The 17882-nt window shown below is 45.0% G+C and carries 14 protein-coding genes and 1 pseudogene; 12 read left to right on the forward strand and 3 right to left on the reverse strand.

Annotated features, from left to right (window positions below):
• The 9 genes and pseudogenes from AB4167_RS19645 to rpoC all read left to right on the forward strand — a co-directional run.
• Positions 1 to 119 (forward strand): annotated as a pseudogene (locus AB4167_RS19645) (elongation factor Tu); the annotation flags it as partial.
• A gap of 223 nt (positions 120 to 342) precedes the next feature.
• A complete protein-coding gene (gene secE / locus AB4167_RS19650) occupies positions 343 to 720 on the forward strand; it encodes a preprotein translocase subunit SecE (protein ID WP_010435558.1) in 378 nt (125 codons plus the stop codon).
• 13 nt (positions 721 to 733) lie between these two features.
• Positions 734 to 1282, forward strand: a complete 549-nt coding sequence (gene nusG / locus AB4167_RS19655; RefSeq protein ID WP_010435556.1) for a transcription termination/antitermination protein NusG — start codon at positions 734 to 736, stop codon at positions 1280 to 1282.
• A gap of 213 nt (positions 1283 to 1495) precedes the next feature.
• Positions 1496 to 1924: a 50S ribosomal protein L11 gene (gene rplK / locus AB4167_RS19660; RefSeq protein WP_010435555.1), complete on the forward strand. Its 429-nt coding sequence runs from the start codon at positions 1496 to 1498 to the stop codon at positions 1922 to 1924.
• Positions 1925 to 1928: 4 nt separating this feature from the next.
• The gene (gene rplA, locus AB4167_RS19665) at positions 1929 to 2633 is read left to right on the forward strand and encodes a 50S ribosomal protein L1 (protein ID WP_017068866.1); all 705 of its coding nucleotides are present in this window, start codon (positions 1929 to 1931) and stop codon (positions 2631 to 2633) included.
• A 250-nt stretch (positions 2634 to 2883) separates the two neighbouring features.
• Entirely contained in the window at positions 2884 to 3378 is a 495-nt protein-coding gene (rplJ, locus tag AB4167_RS19670) for a 50S ribosomal protein L10 (protein ID WP_017060524.1), read from the forward strand.
• Between the two features lie 57 nt (positions 3379 to 3435).
• The gene (rplL, locus tag AB4167_RS19675; RefSeq protein ID WP_017060525.1) at positions 3436 to 3804 is read left to right on the forward strand and encodes a 50S ribosomal protein L7/L12; all 369 of its coding nucleotides are present in this window, start codon (positions 3436 to 3438) and stop codon (positions 3802 to 3804) included.
• 235 nt (positions 3805 to 4039) lie between these two features.
• The gene (rpoB, locus tag AB4167_RS19680; protein WP_017060526.1) at positions 4040 to 8068 is read left to right on the forward strand and encodes a DNA-directed RNA polymerase subunit beta; all 4029 of its coding nucleotides are present in this window, start codon (positions 4040 to 4042) and stop codon (positions 8066 to 8068) included.
• Positions 8069 to 8159: 91 nt separating this feature from the next.
• Positions 8160 to 12362 (forward strand): DNA-directed RNA polymerase subunit beta', encoded by a 4203-nt coding sequence (rpoC, locus tag AB4167_RS19685; protein ID WP_017068865.1) that lies wholly within the window; start codon positions 8160 to 8162, stop codon positions 12360 to 12362.
• Positions 12363 to 12692: 330 nt separating this feature from the next.
• Here the strand turns inward: rpoC and rsd are convergent, their stop codons facing one another.
• Entirely contained in the window at positions 12693 to 13190 is a 498-nt protein-coding gene (gene rsd / locus AB4167_RS19690) for a sigma D regulator (RefSeq protein WP_171732696.1), read from the reverse strand.
• Positions 13191 to 13355: 165 nt separating this feature from the next.
• On the opposite strand from rsd, the gene nudC reads away from it, so the two are divergent.
• Positions 13356 to 14165, forward strand: a complete 810-nt coding sequence (gene nudC, locus AB4167_RS19695) for an NAD(+) diphosphatase (protein WP_372136918.1) — start codon at positions 13356 to 13358, stop codon at positions 14163 to 14165.
• Between the two features lie 300 nt (positions 14166 to 14465).
• Positions 14466 to 15533 (forward strand): uroporphyrinogen decarboxylase, encoded by a 1068-nt coding sequence (gene hemE, locus AB4167_RS19700; protein WP_017060530.1) that lies wholly within the window; start codon positions 14466 to 14468, stop codon positions 15531 to 15533.
• Between the two features lie 103 nt (positions 15534 to 15636).
• On the opposite strand, the gene AB4167_RS19705 is transcribed toward hemE, so the two are convergent.
• Together AB4167_RS19705 and AB4167_RS19710 are read right to left on the reverse strand one after the other, a co-directional pair.
• Positions 15637 to 16230, reverse strand: a complete 594-nt coding sequence (locus AB4167_RS19705; protein ID WP_017065640.1) for a uracil-DNA glycosylase family protein — start codon at positions 16228 to 16230, stop codon at positions 15637 to 15639.
• Complete coding sequence (locus tag AB4167_RS19710) at positions 16230 to 17156, reverse strand: D-2-hydroxyacid dehydrogenase (RefSeq protein ID WP_017063654.1); 927 nt, start codon at positions 17154 to 17156, stop codon at positions 16230 to 16232. The genes AB4167_RS19705 and AB4167_RS19710 overlap by 1 nt, the downstream gene beginning before the upstream one ends.
• A gap of 71 nt (positions 17157 to 17227) precedes the next feature.
• Between AB4167_RS19710 and AB4167_RS19715 the strand changes: the two genes are divergently transcribed.
• Complete coding sequence (locus AB4167_RS19715; protein ID WP_017062699.1) at positions 17228 to 17815, forward strand: YjaG family protein; 588 nt, start codon at positions 17228 to 17230, stop codon at positions 17813 to 17815.
• Positions 17816 to 17882: the final 67 nt, after the last annotated feature.

Consider the following 17882-nt stretch of genomic DNA (forward strand, 5'->3'; position numbering starts at 1 on the left):
ACGTTCAAATGACTGTTGAGCTAATCGCTCCAATCGCAATGGACGAAGGTCTACGTTTCGCAATCCGCGAAGGTGGCCGTACAGTTGGTGCTGGTGTTGTAGCTAAAATCTTTGCATAAGATTTGACGAACCACTAGTAAAAAGGGCATCATTTGATGCCCTTTTTCTGCGCTAAAAAAAGAGTTGGATGTTTTGACATCGATTTTTGCTCTTAGCAAAGAATTAAACGGTCTTTTTGACTAAAATGACTGTTAGATGTGTTGTTTTGCAACGCAAAGGAATGTGCCCTGCAACAGCGGGGTTATTGTCGTCTATATTTAAGACTTATCACAGGTTGGTTTTATGAAAGCAAACGCTGAAACTCCTGATAGCTCAGGTGCAGCAGATACAATGAAGTGGATTGTCGCTTTTGTTCTGTTGGCTGCTGCTGTTGTGGGTAATTACCTGTATGGTGAATTGTCTGTTGTAATTCGCGCTGCAGGTGTAGTTGTGCTGATTGCTGCCGCACTAGGCGTTGCAGCAACAACAACTAAAGGTAAAGCTGCGATCGATTTTGCAAAAGAATCTCGTATGGAGATTCGTAAAGTTGTTTGGCCTACTCGCCAAGAAACTATGCAAACTACATTGATCGTTTTAGCTGTATGTATTGTTATGTCTCTAGTGCTTTGGGGAATTGACGGCATTATGGTCCGTCTAGTTTCTCTAGCAACTGGGGTGTAGAGGGTTCTGATTCATGAGTGAAGCTCCAAAAAAACGTTGGTATGTAGTTCAAGCCTTTTCTGGCTTTGAAGGTCGTGTTGCACAGTCGCTACGCGAGCATATTAAAATGCACAACATGGAAGAACTATTTGGCGATGTGCTAGTACCTACTGAAGAAGTAGTGGAAATGCGTGCAGGACAACGCCGTAAAAGTGAACGTAAATTCTTCCCTGGCTACGTATTAGTTCAAATGATCATGAATGATGAATCATGGCACTTAGTACGCAGCATTCCGCGTGTTATGGGCTTCATTGGTGGTACCTCTGATCGTCCTGCACCAATCACTGATAAAGAAGCTGATGCTATCTTGAACCGTCTAGAGAAAGCGAGCGAGTCTCCACGTCCTAAGACAATGTTCGAAGCGGGTGAAGTGGTTCGTGTGAACGATGGTCCATTTGCTGACTTCAACGGTACTGTTGAAGAAGTAGATTACGAGAAAAGCCGCATTAAGGTATCTGTATCGATCTTTGGTCGTGCAACACCGGTTGAGCTTGAATTTGGTCAGGTTGAAAAACTGGACTAAAACTCTAAGTTTTGAACAAGCTGTGGATAAATACTTCATAAGTTGTTCAAAATAAAAGAGTATAAAAAATCACCTTTTTAGGGTTGTTAAAGGCGCGAATTATGATTATAATTTCGCGCCTTTTTGCTTCTGTGGAAGTGAAAAAGAGTTAATTGAATTTATGGGGAGCTCGCCTTGCGGCTAGCGCATGTACCCAAAATATTAGGAAATATCATGGCTAAGAAAGTTGAAGCTTATATCAAACTGCAAGTTGCAGCTGGTATGGCAAACCCAAGTCCACCGGTTGGTCCTGCTCTAGGTCAGCACGGCGTGAACATCATGGAATTCTGTAAAGCGTTCAACGCAAAAACAGAATCTGTTGAGAAAGGTCTACCTACTCCAGTAGTTATTACTGTTTACAACGACCGTTCTTTCACGTTCGTAACTAAGACTCCACCTGCTGCTGTTCTTCTTAAGAAAGCTGCTGGCGTTAAGTCTGGTTCAGGTCGTCCAAACACTGAGAAAGTTGGTACTGTTACTGACGCTCAAGTTCAGGAAATCGCAGAAACTAAAGCTGCTGATATGACTGGTGCTGACATCGAAGCAATGAAACGTTCTATTGCTGGTACTGCTCGTTCAATGGGCCTAGTGGTAGAGGGATAAGATCATGGCTAAACTTACTAAGCGTATGCGCGTAATCCGCGACAAAGTTGACTCAACTAAAGAATACGAAATCAACGAAGCTGTTGCTCTTCTAAAAGAACTAGCGACTGCTAAATTCGTTGAGTCTGTAGACGTTGCTGTTAACCTAGGCATCGATGCTCGTAAATCTGACCAAAACGTTCGTGGCGCAACTGTGCTACCTCACGGTACTGGCCGTGACATCCGCGTTGCTGTTTTCACTCAAGGTGCAAACGCAGAAGCTGCTAAAGCTGCTGGCGCAGATATCGTTGGTATGGAAGATCTTGCTGAGCAAGTGAAAAAAGGCGAAATGAACTTCGACGTAGTTGTTGCTTCTCCAGATGCAATGCGTGTTGTTGGTCAACTAGGTACAATCCTAGGTCCACGCGGCCTTATGCCAAACCCTAAAGTTGGTACTGTAACTCCTAACGTTGCTGAAGCGGTTAAGAACGCTAAAGCTGGTCAGGTTCGTTACCGTAACGACAAGAACGGCATCATCCACACTACTATCGGTAAAGCATCTTTCGAAGCTAGCCAGCTTCAAGAGAACCTAGAAGCACTTCTAGTTGCTCTTAAGAAAGCTAAGCCTTCTTCAGCTAAGGGTACTTACCTGAAGAAAGTAAGCATCTCTACTACGATGGGTGCTGGTGTTGCTGTTGATCAAGCTAGTCTTGATACTCAAGCAAACTAATTTGCTTAGGCGCAGATTTAGTGTATAATTCTGCGCCTAATATTTGTGGTTGGGTGGTTTTAAAGCAATTTGAAATCATCTATCCCAAGACCGTAGGCGCTGTCGATTTTCATTAGATTATTGATAGCTTAATAAAACCTACGTAGGCGATGTTGTGGTTTGAAGTGGATTTATTCATTTTTAAATAACATCGTAAACGCTCAATACATTTTGTATTGGGTGCTGTAATCACAACCAGAGGTTAATCCAAATGGCTTTAAATCTTCAAGACAAAAAAGCAATTGTTGCTGAAGTCAACGAAGCTGCCAGTGGTGCACTTTCTGCAGTTGTAGCTGATTCTCGTGGCGTTGAAGTTGGCGCAATGACTTCTCTACGTAAACAAGCTCGCGAAGCGGGTGTTTACATGAAAGTTGTTCGTAACACACTAGCACGCCGTGCGGTTCAGGGTACAGACTACGAGTGTCTAGTAGACACTTTCACTGGTCCAACTCTGATCGCGTTCTCTAACGAGCACCCAGGTGCTGCAGCGCGTCTTTTCAAAGACTTCGCTAAAGAGAACAAAGATTTCGAGATCAAAGCTGCTGCATTTGAAGGCGCAGTTACTGATGCTGAAGTACTAGCGACACTACCAACTTACGACGAAGCTATCGCACGCCTAATGATGTGCATGAAAGAAGCTTCTGCTGGCAAGCTGGTTCGTACTATCGCTGCACTACGTGACCAAAAAGAAGAAGCAGCGGCTTAAGCCTTGCTTTTCACTGGTTGCAAATTAAACTTATTGTTGACTTAAAAGAGAATTGTTATGTCTATTACTAACGAGCAAATCCTAGACGCAGTTGCAGAAATGTCTGTAATGCAAGTTGTTGAGCTTATCGAAGCTATGGAAGAGAAATTCGGCGTTTCAGCTGCAGCTGCAGTTGTAGCTGGTGGCGCAGCTGGCGGCGACGCTGCTGCTGAGCAAACTGAATTCGACGTAATCCTAACTGCTGCTGGCGCTAACAAAGTACAAGTTATCAAAGCTGTACGTGGCGCAACTGGCCTAGGTCTTAAAGAAGCTAAAGGTCTTGTAGACTCAGCTCCTGCAGCGCTTAAAGAAGGCGTTGACAAAGCTGAAGCTGAAGCTCTTAAAGCACAGCTAGAAGAAGCTGGCGCTTCTGTTGAAATCAAGTAATTATTACTTAATTTCATAGCCGCAAGGCTAATGGCTGGTGGTTTATTAACCACCGGCCTTTTTGCGCTGTAGGGCTATGGCGAAATTTCCGCTGTTTAACCGTCATAATCCGAGCAAAAAAACAGTCATTTTTTCGAAATGATTGTTCACTACCACTAAACAGCTGTTTGTCACCACCCCCTCTGAAGAGTGTTTTGGGTGGTTTGGGTCACTTATCAGCGAGCTGAGGAACCCCATGGTTTACTCTTATACCGAGAAAAAGCGCATCCGTAAGGATTTTGGTACTCGTCCACAAGTTTTGGACATTCCATACCTGTTATCGATCCAGCTTGATTCTTTCGACAAATTCATCGAACAGGATCCAGAAGGTCAATACGGTCTTGAAGCTGCTTTCCGTTCTGTATTTCCAATTCAGAGCTACAACGGCAATTCTGAGCTGCAATACGTTAGCTACCGTCTTGGTGAGCCAGTTTTTGACGTTAAAGAATGTCAAATCCGCGGTGTTACTTACTCAAAGCCACTACGCGTAAAACTACGTCTAGTTATCTTTGATCGAGATGCACCAGCAGGTACTGTAAAAGACATTAAAGAACAAGAAGTCTACATGGGCGAAATTCCGCTTATGACAGACAATGGTACTTTCGTAATTAATGGTACCGAGAGGGTTATCGTATCCCAGCTGCACCGAAGCCCAGGCGTGTTCTTCGACAGTGATAAGGGTAAGACCCACTCATCAGGTAAAGTTCTTTATAACGCACGTGTAATTCCTTACCGTGGCTCATGGTTAGACTTTGAGTTCGATCCTAAGGATAACTTATTCGTACGTATCGACCGTCGTCGTAAGCTACCAGCATCGATTATTCTTCGTGCACTTGGTAAATCGACTGAAGAGATCCTTGATCTGTTCTTCGACAAAGTGAACTTCGAAGTGAAAGACCAAACTCTTCTTATGGAGTTGGTTCCTGATCGTCTACGTGGTGAAACTGCGTCATTCGACATCGAAGCAAACGGTAAAACTTACGTTGAGACTGGTCGTCGTGTTACTGCTCGCCATATCCGTCAACTTGAAAAAGATGGCGTTGAGCACATCGAAGTACCAGTAGAGTACATCGTTGGTAAAGTTGCATCTAAAGATTACATCAACGAAGCAACTGGCGAGATCATCGTTGGCGCGAACCAAGAGATTAGCCTAGAAGCTCTTGCTAACCTGTCTCAAGCAGGCCACAAGGCTCTACAAACTCTGTTCACGAATGACCTAGATCACGGTCCATTCATGTCAGACACTCTACGTGCAGATAGCACAGTAGATCGCATCTCTGCATTGGTAGAAATCTACCGCATGATGCGTCCTGGCGAGCCACCAACGAAAGAAGCTGCAGAGTCTCTATTCGAAAGCCTATTCTTCTCTGAAGAACGTTACGACCTATCAACTGTAGGCCGTATGAAGTTCAACAGCTCTATCGAGCGTGAAGAAGAAGAAGAGCGCGGTACTCTGGATGAATCAGACATCATCGAAGTGATGAAGAAACTGATTGGTATCCGTAACGGTATTGGTGAAGTGGACGATATCGACCACCTTGGCAACCGTCGTATCCGTTCTGTAGGTGAAATGGCAGAAAACCAATTCCGTGTTGGTCTAGTTCGTGTAGAACGTGCCGTTAAAGAGCGCCTAAGCCTTGGTGACCTTGATGCAATCATGCCTCAAGATCTTATCAACGCTAAGCCGATCTCTGCTGCAGTTAAAGAATTCTTTGGCTCTTCACAGCTTTCACAGTTCATGGACCAAAACAACCCATTGTCAGAAGTTACGCACAAACGTCGTATCTCTGCTTTAGGTCCTGGTGGTCTTACTCGTGAGCGCGCAGGCTTCGAAGTACGTGACGTTCACGTAACTCACTATGGTCGTCTATGTCCGATCGAAACGCCTGAAGGTCCAAACATCGGTCTAATTAACTCACTATCTGCGTTTGCACGTTGTAACGATTACGGTTTCCTAGAAACTCCGTACCGTCGTGTAGTAGATGGTGTAGTAACAGAAGAAGTTGATTACCTGTCTGCAATCCAGGAAGGTCAATTCGTAATCGCGCAAGCAAACACCATTCTTACTGAAGAAGGTACGTTTGCAGATGAGCTAATCACAGCTCGTCAAAAAGGTGAATCTGGTCTTCACCCACGCGATCACGTTGACTACATGGACGTTGCGACAAACCAAGTAGTATCTATCGCTGCTTCGCTTATCCCGTTCCTAGAACACGATGATGCGAACCGTGCATTGATGGGTGCCAACATGCAACGTCAAGCTGTACCAACACTTAAGGCTGATAAGCCTCTAGTAGGTACAGGTATCGAACGTAACATCGCAGTTGACTCTGGTGTTACAGCGGTTGCTAAACGTGGTGGTCAAGTTCAGTCTGTAGACGCTTCTCGTATCGTAGTTAAGGTTAACGAAGATGAATTGGTACCTGGCGAAGCTGGTATCGATATCTACAACCTAACTAAGTACACGCGTTCGAACCAAAACACATGTATTAACCAACGTCCAACTGTACTTCCTGGTGAACCAGTTGCACGCGGCGATGTTCTTGCTGATGGTCCTTCAACAGACCTTGGTGAACTAGCTCTTGGCCAAAACATGCGTATCGCATTCATGCCTTGGAACGGTTACAACTTCGAAGACTCGATCTTAGTATCTGAGCGCGTAGTTCAAGAAGACCGTTTCACGACAATCCACATCCAAGAACTATCTTGTGTGGCTCGTGATACTAAGCTGGGTTCTGAAGAGATCACAGCTGATATTCCAAACGTAGGTGAGTCTGCTCTGTCTAAACTAGACGAGTCAGGTATCGTTTACATTGGTGCTGAAGTTAAGGGTGGCGACATCCTAGTTGGTAAAGTAACCCCTAAAGGTGAAACTCAACTGACTCCTGAAGAGAAGCTACTACGTGCTATCTTCGGTGAGAAAGCATCTGATGTTAAAGATACTTCTCTACGTGTACCAAACTCTGTTTCGGGTACTATCATCGATGTACAAGTCTTCACTCGCGATGGCGTAGAGAAAGACAAGCGTGCACTTGAAATCGAACAGATGCAGCTTAAAGAAGCTAAGAAAGACCTAACTGAAGAGTTCCAAATTCTTGAGGGTGGCCTTCTTAACCGTGTTAAAGCTGTACTTCTGTCTGGTGGTTACTCTGAAGCTAAGCTTGATACTATCGGTCGTAAGCAATGGCTAGAGCAAGTTCTAGAAGACGATGCGCTACAAACACAGCTTGAGCAACTTGCTGAGCAGTGGGATGAGCTAAAAGCAGACTTCGATAAGAAGTTTGAAACTAAGCGTCGTAAAATCACTCAAGGTGATGATCTAGCGCCTGGCGTTCTTAAGATTGTTAAAGTTTACCTAGCGGTTAAACGTCGTATCCAACCTGGTGATAAGATGGCCGGTCGTCACGGTAACAAAGGTGTAATCTCTAAGATTAACCCTGTTGAAGACATGCCATACGATGAGAAAGGTCAGCCTGTAGACATCGTACTTAACCCGCTGGGTGTACCATCGCGTATGAACATCGGTCAGATCCTAGAAGTTCACTTAGGTTTGGCTGCGAAAGGTATCGGTGACAAGATCAACCAAATGGTTAAGGAACAACAAGAACTGCATAAGTTCCGTGAGTTCCTACAGAAGGTTTACGATCTTGGTGATACTCGTCAGAAAGTTGATATTGCTGAACTGTCTGATGATCAAGTTCGTACACTGATCAAGAACCTACGTGGCGGTCTACCGATTGCTACTCCTGTGTTCGACGGTGCTTCTGAGTCTCTAATCAAAGAACTACTTAAACTGGGTGATCTGCCAGAATCTGGTCAGCTTAAACTGTTTGATGGTCGTACTGGTGATTCGTTTGAGCGTCCTGTAACTGTTGGTTACATGTACATGCTGAAACTGAACCACTTGGTTGATGACAAGATGCATGCTCGTTCAACTGGTTCTTACAGCCTAGTAACTCAGCAACCACTTGGTGGTAAAGCTCAGTTCGGTGGTCAGCGTTTCGGTGAGATGGAAGTATGGGCACTAGAAGCATACGGTGCTGCATATACTCTACAAGAAATGCTAACAGTTAAGTCAGATGACGTTAACGGCCGTACTAAGATGTATAAGAACATCGTAGACGGTAACCATAGCATGGAACCTGGTATGCCTGAGTCGTTCAACGTACTGTTGAAAGAGATTCGCTCGCTAGGTATCAACATCGAGCTAGAAGACGAAGAGTAATCCCTCCTCTTTTTAAAAGAAGATAGGATTATTTGGTAAAAGGGAGCTTGCTACAGCAGTGAGCTCCTTTAACTCCTTACAGGAGCTGAATGTGAAAGACTTATTAAACTTTCTAAAAGCACAGCATAAGACCGAAGAATTTGATGCAATCAAAATCGGTCTATCTTCACCAGACATGATCCGTTCATGGTCTTTTGGTGAAGTTAAAAAGCCGGAAACAATTAACTATCGTACGTTCAAACCTGAACGTGATGGTCTGTTCTGTGCACGTATTTTTGGTCCAGTTAAAGACTACGAATGTCTTTGTGGCAAATACAAGCGCCTGAAGCACCGTGGTGTTATCTGTGAGAAGTGTGGCGTTGAAGTTACACAAACTAAAGTTCGTCGTGACCGTATGGGCCACATCGAGCTAGCTTCACCAGTTGCTCACATCTGGTTCCTAAAATCACTACCGTCTCGTATCGGTCTACTAATGGATATCCCTCTACGTGATATCGAACGTGTTCTTTACTTCGAGATGTACGTAGTAACTGAACCAGGTATGACTGATCTAGAAAAATCTCAGATGCTTACTGAAGAAGAGTATCTGGATCGTCTAGAAGAGTGGGGTGACGAATTCACTGCTAAGATGGGTGCTGAAGCGATCAAAGATCTGCTTGCAACAATGGACCTTCATCAAGAAGTGGAAGAAATGCGCGAAGAGTTAGAAACAACTAACTCAGAAACTAAGCGTAAAAAAGTTACTAAGCGCCTGAAGCTAGTTGAAGCGTTCATTGCATCGGGTAACGATCCGCAATGGATGATTCTGACTGTACTTCCGGTTCTGCCGCCAGATCTACGTCCTCTAGTACCACTAGATGGCGGTCGTTTTGCGACTTCAGATCTGAACGACCTTTACCGTCGTGTGATCAACCGTAACAACCGTTTGAAGCGTCTTCTAGAGCTAGCTGCTCCGGACATCATCGTACGTAACGAAAAGCGTATGCTGCAAGAGTCTGTTGATGCACTTCTAGATAACGGTCGTCGTGGTCGTGCTATCACTGGTTCTAACAAGCGTCCTCTGAAATCTCTTGCTGATATGATCAAGGGTAAACAAGGTCGTTTCCGTCAGAACCTTCTAGGTAAACGTGTAGACTACTCTGGCCGTTCTGTAATCACAGTAGGTCCATACCTTCGTCTACATCAGTGTGGTCTTCCTAAGAAGATGGCACTTGAGCTATTTAAGCCGTTCATCTACAGCAAGCTAGAAACTCGTGGCATGGCTACGACAATCAAAGCTGCTAAGAAGATGGTAGAGCGCGAAGAAGCTATCGTTTGGGATATCCTGGACGAAGTAATCCGCGAACACCCAGTACTGCTTAACCGTGCACCTACACTTCACCGTCTAGGTATCCAAGCGTTTGAACCAGTACTAATCGAAGGTAAAGCGATTCAGCTTCACCCACTAGTGTGTGCGGCATACAACGCCGACTTCGATGGTGACCAAATGGCGGTACACGTGCCTCTAACTCTAGAAGCACAGCTTGAAGCACGTACACTGATGATGTCGACGAATAACATTCTGTCGCCAGCGTCAGGTGATCCGATCATCGTACCTTCTCAGGACGTTGTATTGGGTCTTTACTACATGACACGTGACAAGATCAACGTGAAAGGCGAAGGTATGTACCTTGCTGGCCCTGCTGAGGCTGAAAAGGCATACCGTACTAAGACTGCTGAGCTACACGCTCGCGTTAAAGTACGTATCACCGAAACTGTAGTAGACGAAGATGGTAACAGCACTACTGAAACGAAGATGGTTGATACAACTGTCGGCCGTGCAATGCTATGGCAAATCGTTCCAGCTGGCCTACCGTACAGCATCGTTAACCAAAAGTTAGGTAAGAAGCAGATCTCTACTCTTCTTAACGAGTGTTACCGTAAGCTTGGTCTAAAAGATACAGTAGTATTTGCTGACCAAATCATGTACGCAGGTTTTGCATACGCTGCACTTTCTGGTGTTTCTGTAGGTATCGACGATATGGTTGTACCTCAAGCGAAATACGATGAAATTGAATCTGCTGAAGAAGAAGTTCGCGAAATCCAAGAGCAATTCCAATCTGGTCTTGTTACTGCGGGTGAGCGTTACAACAAAGTTATCGATATCTGGGCATCTACGAATGACCGCGTTGCGAAAGCAATGATGGATAACCTATCTTCTGAAACAGTTATCAACCGTGACGGCGAAGAAGAACAGCAAGAATCGTTCAACAGCATCTACATGATGGCCGACTCGGGCGCACGTGGTTCTGCAGCTCAGATTCGTCAGCTAGCAGGTATGCGTGGTCTGATGGCGCGTCCAGATGGTTCAATCATCGAAACGCCGATCACAGCGAACTTTAAAGAAGGTCTAAACGTCCTTCAGTACTTTATCTCAACGCACGGTGCTCGTAAGGGTCTTGCGGATACAGCACTGAAAACAGCAAACTCGGGTTACCTAACTCGTCGTCTAGTAGACGTTGCTCAAGACGTTGTAGTACACGAACATGACTGTGGCACGCATGAAGGTATCGACATGATGCCTCACATCGAAGGTGGTGACGTTAAAGTTGCACTTTCTGAGCTTGCTCTAGGTCGTGTAGTAGCTGAAGACGTTCTTAAGCCTGGTACTGAAGATGTACTGATTCCACGTAATACTCTGATTGATGAGAAGTGGTGTCAAATCATGGAAGACAACTCAGTAGATAGCATGAAAGTGCGCTCTGTTGTTACCTGTGATGCAGACTTCGGTTGTTGTGCACAGTGTTACGGTCGTGACCTAGCACGTGGTCACCTAGTGAACCAAGGTGAAGCAGTTGGTGTTATCGCTGCACAATCTATCGGTGAACCGGGTACACAGCTAACGATGCGTACGTTCCACATCGGTGGTGCGGCATCTACTGCAGCAGCAGAGAACAGCATCCAAGCTAAGACAACTGGTACTGTGAAACTTCACAATGCTAAGTTCGTAGTTAACAAAGATAAGAAACTGGTTATCACTTCTCGTGCATCTGAGATGACGATTATTGATGAATTCGGCCGTACTAAAGAGAAGCACAAACTTCCTTACGGTTCGATGCTAACCAAAGGCGACAACGCAGCAGTTACTGCTGGTGAAGTTGTAGCTAACTGGGAAGCGCATACCATGCCAATCATCACTGAAGTGGCAGGTCGTATCCAATTCGTAGATATGATCGATGGTATTACAGTTTCTCGTCAAACTGACGATCTAACGGGTCTTTCTTCAAGTGAAGTTACAGACGCAGCAGCTCGCCCAGCAGCAGGTAAAGATATGCGTCCAGCTATCAAACTTGTTGATGAGCAAGGTAACGACGTAATGATCCCTGGTACAGAGATGCCAGCTCACTACTTCCTACCTGGCAAAGCGATTGTAAACATCGAAGATGGCGCTGAAGTTGGCATTGGTGACACACTATCTCGTATCCCTCAAAAATCGAGCGGAAACAAAGATATCACCGGTGGTCTACCACGCGTAGCTGACCTATTCGAAGCTCGTAAGCCTAAAGAGCCTGCGATCCTTGCTGAGCACACAGGTACTGTGTCTTTCGGTAAAGAAACGAAAGGTAAGCGTCGTCTAGTAATCACTCGTGAAGGCGGTGACGCTTACGAAGAGATGATTCCTAAGCATCGTCAATTGAACGTGTTCGAAGGTGAGAAGATTGAACGTGGTGATGTAATCGCCGACGGTCCTGAAACTCCACACGATATCCTGCGTCTACGTGGTATCCACGCAGTAACTCAGTACATCGCGAACGAAGTTCAAGAAGTTTACCGCTTACAAGGCGTAAAGATTAACGATAAGCACATCGAGACTATCGTTCGTCAAATGCTACGTAAGTGTACAATCACTCATTCTGGTGACTCTCCGTTCCTACCTGGCGAACAAGTTGAGTACCACAATGTTAAGATTGCTAACCGTAAGCTAGAAGCTGAAGGTAAAGAACTAGTACGTTTCGAACGTGACCTACTAGGTATTACTAAAGCATCTCTTGCAACTGAGTCATTCATCTCAGCAGCATCGTTCCAAGAAACGACTCGCGTACTAACAGAAGCTGCGGTTTCTGGTAAGCGTGATGACCTTCGTGGTCTGAAAGAGAACGTAATTGTTGGTCGTCTGATCCCAGCTGGTACTGGTTTCGCATACCACCAAGAGCGTCAAAAACAACGTGAAGAAGAGCAAGAAGGTCCTTCAGCTGAACAAGCTACTGACAATCTAGCAGCACTTCTAAACGCTGGTTTCTCTTCAGAAGAGTAAGCTCTACGAGTAGTCTCTAAGAGATAAGAAAAAGGCACCTTCGGGTGCCTTTTTTGTATCTGGCGTATTGGTATTTAGCTATGACTTATAAAGTGATAGGTGTGCTTATCTAGCTGGTGAGGTTGGATTTATGTCCTGAAGAGTGCTCTTTGAGGCCAGTAAGATAAAGGGTAGAGATGACTAGGCTGATTAGGGCTGTAACCATATGCTTATGGCTAAAGGTCAGGGCGAGCGAGTAAGCTCTGTCTGAAAGGTTCTGGGTAGTTTGGATAACCTTACAGACAAAACAAAAAGCTTGCACAGAGGCAAGCTTATTAAGGATTCGGCTAACTAAGCGCCTGGTGGAATCGCTAAACTGTCTGCAATAAGCTGGATAAGATTATCTTCTACTTCAAAACGTAGTTCGAGTAGTTCACCTACTTTGGACATATCTCCTTCGAAGTTAGGCAACTCATCGTCTGCATTTACTTTAACGTACTTATCATTGAATTCTAGAAGCGGCTCGGTTGTAAGTACGATCTTCGCGTAAGTTGTATCAATCTCGTCATTGGTTTTAAAGCCTGTTGCTTGCCATTTTTTCATGACCATATCGTAGATCTTAAAATGACCCTCTGAGATATAATCGACAACATGATCACAGAATGAGCTTATTTCTTTAGGGGAAGGGAGTTCAACAACGTTTGATTGCCCGTTGCTAGCTGGCTGCAAGGCACCTAGCTTACAATACTCAACGATTAGAGACTGTCGAGTTTCGAGCCAATGATCGATGACCTCATTAGAGCCACCCCATTGTTCTTGTACTTGTTTGAATTTATTTAGCATGACCATGTCCTCATGATCTGATCACAACCTTGTGATCAAGTAATTGCCTAAGCAGGGTCCATTTTATTGGTAGCTACTAAAAGTAATAGTTTGAATTATTCTCTGCTACAACTCTAGTATGAAATTAGATTGCCAGTAAAATGAACGAACTGCAAGCAATGAGGCATAGGGATGTTAAAAAAAAGTGATAACAAAATGACAGAGCAAGCTTATTGGTGCGTCGTTTCTGGTAGTGATATTTGGGTTAATAATGATCAGTTTCCGTTTGGCTCTGCTGAAGAGCTTGGGCTGAGTGTGGAGCATGCAATCTGTATTGGTCAGCATCAAGGTCGCCAGGTGTATTGGCTCAACGATTGTGATGTGGAGAATGAGCTGAGCATGGTCAGCCTAAGAGAGTTACTGCACTGGCCTGAAGTGAGTTTCTTGACTGCAAGCAAAGCCATCCAATATGGGCATATGACTCAAAGTATGCGTTTTTGCCCTCAGTGTGGTGGTCGAAATCATCTCAACCATAACCAGGTGGCGATGCAGTGTGGAGATTGCCGCACACTTCATTATCCTCGTATCTTCCCGTGCATCATTGTCGCTGTGCGAAACGACAACAAGATATTGCTTGCGCAGCACCCAAGACATAAAACAGGCATGTATACCGTGATAGCGGGCTTCCTAGAGGTTGGAGAGACCTTAGAGCAGTGTGTGGCAAGAGAAGTCAAAGAAGAAACGGGTATCGATGTCGATAATATTCGTTATTTTGGCAGCCAGCCATGGGCGTTTCCATCGAGTATGATGATGGGCTTTCTCGCAGATTATGCTGGTGGTACGCTCAAGCCTGACTACAGCGAGCTATCGGATGCTCAATGGTTTGACGTAACAAGCCTGCCTGATGTTGCTCCTGTTGGAACTATTGCGAGACAGTTGATTGAGAAAACCGTTGATGACGTGATAAAAGATGGTGTGACGGAGCAGATGCTAGAGCACTAATTTGCCTGTGATAGTATTTGGCCTATGGGTGGTCAAAAGCTAAAAAAAAACCCTCCACAAGTGGAGGGGGTAAGTAAGATGTCGTTATGAGATGCTGAGTAGTGACTACTCAGATGTTATAATTGTAATTTTCGCTAGCGAACAAATTTTTAACATGCTCCCGTAATTGGGTGCAAATTAAGCATTGATTTAAAAGTTAATAACTTGATCTAGGTTGCAAAGCACACAGCTTTTACCCTTCAATCAGTGTTAGAATACTTGCCATCAAAACTAGACAAGATTGAATTGGAATTTAACGGAATGACCGAATTAAAAAACGATCGCTATTTACGCGCACTTTTAAAACAGCCTGTTGATTACACACCGGTATGGATGATGCGCCAAGCTGGCCGCTATCTTCCTGAATACAAAGCAACGCGCGCTGAAGCGGGCGATTTCATGTCTTTGTGCAAAAACGCGGAACTGGCATCAGAAGTAACACTTCAACCTTTACGTCGTTTCCCGCTTGATGCGGCAATCTTGTTCTCAGACATCCTAACTATCCCTGATGCAATGGGCTTAGGTTTGTACTTTGAAACAGGTGAAGGTCCTAAGTTTGAGCGTCCTATCACGTGTAAAGCTGACGTAGAGAAGATTGGCCTACCTGATCCAGAAGGCGAGCTTCAATACGTAATGAATGCGGTTCGTCAGATCCGTAAAGACCTGAAAGGCGAAGTGCCACTGATTGGTTTCTCTGGTAGCCCATGGACTCTAGCGACATACATGGTTGAAGGTGGAAGCTCTAAAGCATTCACTAAGATCAAGAAGATGATGTACGCAGAACCACAAACGCTGCACCTGCTTCTAGATAAGCTGGCTGACAGTGTTATCGAATACCTGAACGCGCAAATTAAAGCGGGTGCTCAATCGGTAATGGTATTTGATACATGGGGTGGTGTACTGACTCCTCGTGACTACAACCTATTCTCACTGCAATACATGCACAAAATCGTTGATGGCCTAATCCGTGAAAACGAAGGTCGTCGAGTACCGGTTACTCTGTTCACTAAGAACGGTGGCATGTGGCTTGAGTCTATCGCAGCAACAGGTTGTGATGCGGTTGGTCTAGACTGGACTATCAACATCGCAGATGCAAAAGCTCGCATCGGCGACAAAGTTGCTCTGCAAGGTAACATGGATCCTTCAATGCTTTACGCTCAGCCTGAACGTATTCGCGAAGAAGTGGGCAGCATCCTTGAAGGCTTCGGCGACGGTGGTACAGGTCATGTATTTAACCTAGGCCACGGTATCCACTTAGATGTACCGCCAGAGAACGCTGGTGTATTCGTTGACGCTGTTCACGAATTGTCTAAGCCTTACCACAAGTAATTCTGAGTAAGATTATTGAAAGCGCTGTTGGGAAACCAACAGCGCTTTTTTATTGCCTGAAATTGGCATTTGATGGCGGTTTAATCTTGTTGTGTGCAGTTAATTAGGTATTTGGATCATGGTAGGCCAAATGCTCAGAGATGTGTTTCCTGATATAAGGAATGACTTCACTTTCAAACCAAGGGTTCTTCTTGAGCCAGATATTATTGCGTGGCGAAGGGTGGGGTAATGGCAAAAACTCAGGCGCCCACCTTTGCCAATCACGCACGGTTTCGGTCAATGTGCTGGTGGTCTTGTTTGTTAGGTAATGGTTTTGTGCGTACTGGCCAATCAGCAGTGTCATTTGAATATTGGGTAGAGATTGCAGCACTTTGTTATGCCAAAGCTCCGCGCACTCTTTGCGTGGTGGAAGATCACCACTTTTCCCTTTCCCCGGATAACAAAACCCCATAGGCACAATCGCGACTTTTTGCTCGTCGTAAAAAGTATCGCTATCTATCCCTAACCATCCTCTTAATCGTTCGCCACTCGCGTCATTCCAAGGGATCGACGACTCATGCACCTTGATACCCGGCGCTTGACCTATGATCAGCAAGCGCGCGTTTGGATGCGCTTGAATCACCGGGTTAGCACCGTGTGATAGGTGAGGCTCACAAGCTCGGCATTGTCGAATCTCTTTAAGTAACGAAGAGGACATCAGTAACCTTTATCAAAATCGATGACATGATTAAGTGTAAAGCCATCTCGCCACTGTTTGTAATTCTCTGCGAAGATCTCGACTACTTGTCTTGGCTCACTGAGTGCAGCGATGTGTGGAGTGATGGTGACTTGCGGTAGTTTCCAGAAAGGATGTTCCTGAGAGAGGGGTTCACTTTCAAACACATCTAAAAATGCGTGTTCTACCCATCTGTTTTTTATGGCGAGCAACAAGGCTTTATTGTCGATGCTTTCCCCTCGACCGACATTAAACAGCAACACATTAGAGCAGTAACCTAACGTGGTTTGGTTCAACAGCTGATAGGTTTCAGCGGTTGATGGCAAGGTGTTGACCACAATATCGGCCTGCTTAAGGGCAGCCTCTATCTCATTGATGTGGAAAGTCTCTTTAAAGGTTTCTTGTTTGGATGGGATGCCGGTACGGTTGACACCTATGGTATGAATACCAAAAGCCGCCGCGGTTTTTGCCAAATGACTGCCGATTGAACCTGTTCCTAAAATCACCATAGTTTTGTCAGTTAGGCTAGTATAAAGCTGTGGCTGCCAGTTTCGTTGTTGTTGATGCTGGTGGTAATGAGGGAAGTGTCTACAGTGACTGATTGTGTAACCCAATACGTATTCTGCGATAGCCGGACCAAAGATGCCTTTGACGTTGGTTAGCGTATAGTCCTGACGCAGATCTGGCTGAGTGAGTTTATTGATTCCGGCATAGGTACTCTGTACCCAGTCTAGCTCTTTAAACTCGCCGAGGCGCTCTGCGATTAGAGGTGGTGACGCCAAGACAATCTGTGCTGATTTGGGGTTTTGAGTGATTTCTAGGTCGGGTAAATCCTGGTTTAGAATCAGTTGCGTATAGGTATCGTCATGCTCAGTAAGAATATAGAGCTTATTCGTAAAATTGTTCATCGGCTTACCTTTTCCCCCCAGGGTTTATCAAGTACACTTTCGCTGTCTTTTTCTGCAATTATTGAGTGACTATGCTTCAGAATCCACTGCAGGTTCGTCTTGAAAAGTTAGAACCTTGGCAACAAATTACCTTTATGGCGTGTCTATGTGAGCGTATGTACCCTAACTATGCCATGTTTTGTGAGAATACAGAATTTGCGGAAGCTCGAATCTATCGTGATGTTTTGGATAGCATTTGGGAAATCCTGACGGTTAAAACAGCAAAGGTGAACTTTGAGCGTCAACTTGAGAAGGTTGAAGAGCTATTCCCTAGCGGTGATGATTTTGATTTTTATGGTGTTTACCCAGCAATGGACGCATGCCAAGGCCTAGCAACGCTAATTCATGGTCTGCTTGACCGTGAACATATGTTGGAAGCGGTAATTAAAGTGAGTCAACAATCGGTGAAGACGGTTGCTGAGCTTGAGTTTGCTCAAGGCGCTGAAGAAGTGACGAACGAAAACCAGAAAGAAAACGAAGCGGTGTGTGAAGAGTGGGACGTTCAGTGGGCCATTTTCCGACCTCTACGTGAAACGACTGAGCGTGACTTAGAGCTGATCAAAGACCTACGCCACGAACTGCGTGAAGACCCAGTCAGTAACATTGGTGTTGCGCTATAATTCGCAATTGCACCAAGGTACGAATAAAAACAAAGGCTCCCTAGGGAGTAATGCCGTTCACTTAAGA

Source organism: Vibrio sp. 10N.286.49.E11 (genome assembly GCF_041469505.1).
GTDB lineage: Bacteria > Pseudomonadota > Gammaproteobacteria > Enterobacterales > Vibrionaceae > Vibrio > Vibrio crassostreae_C.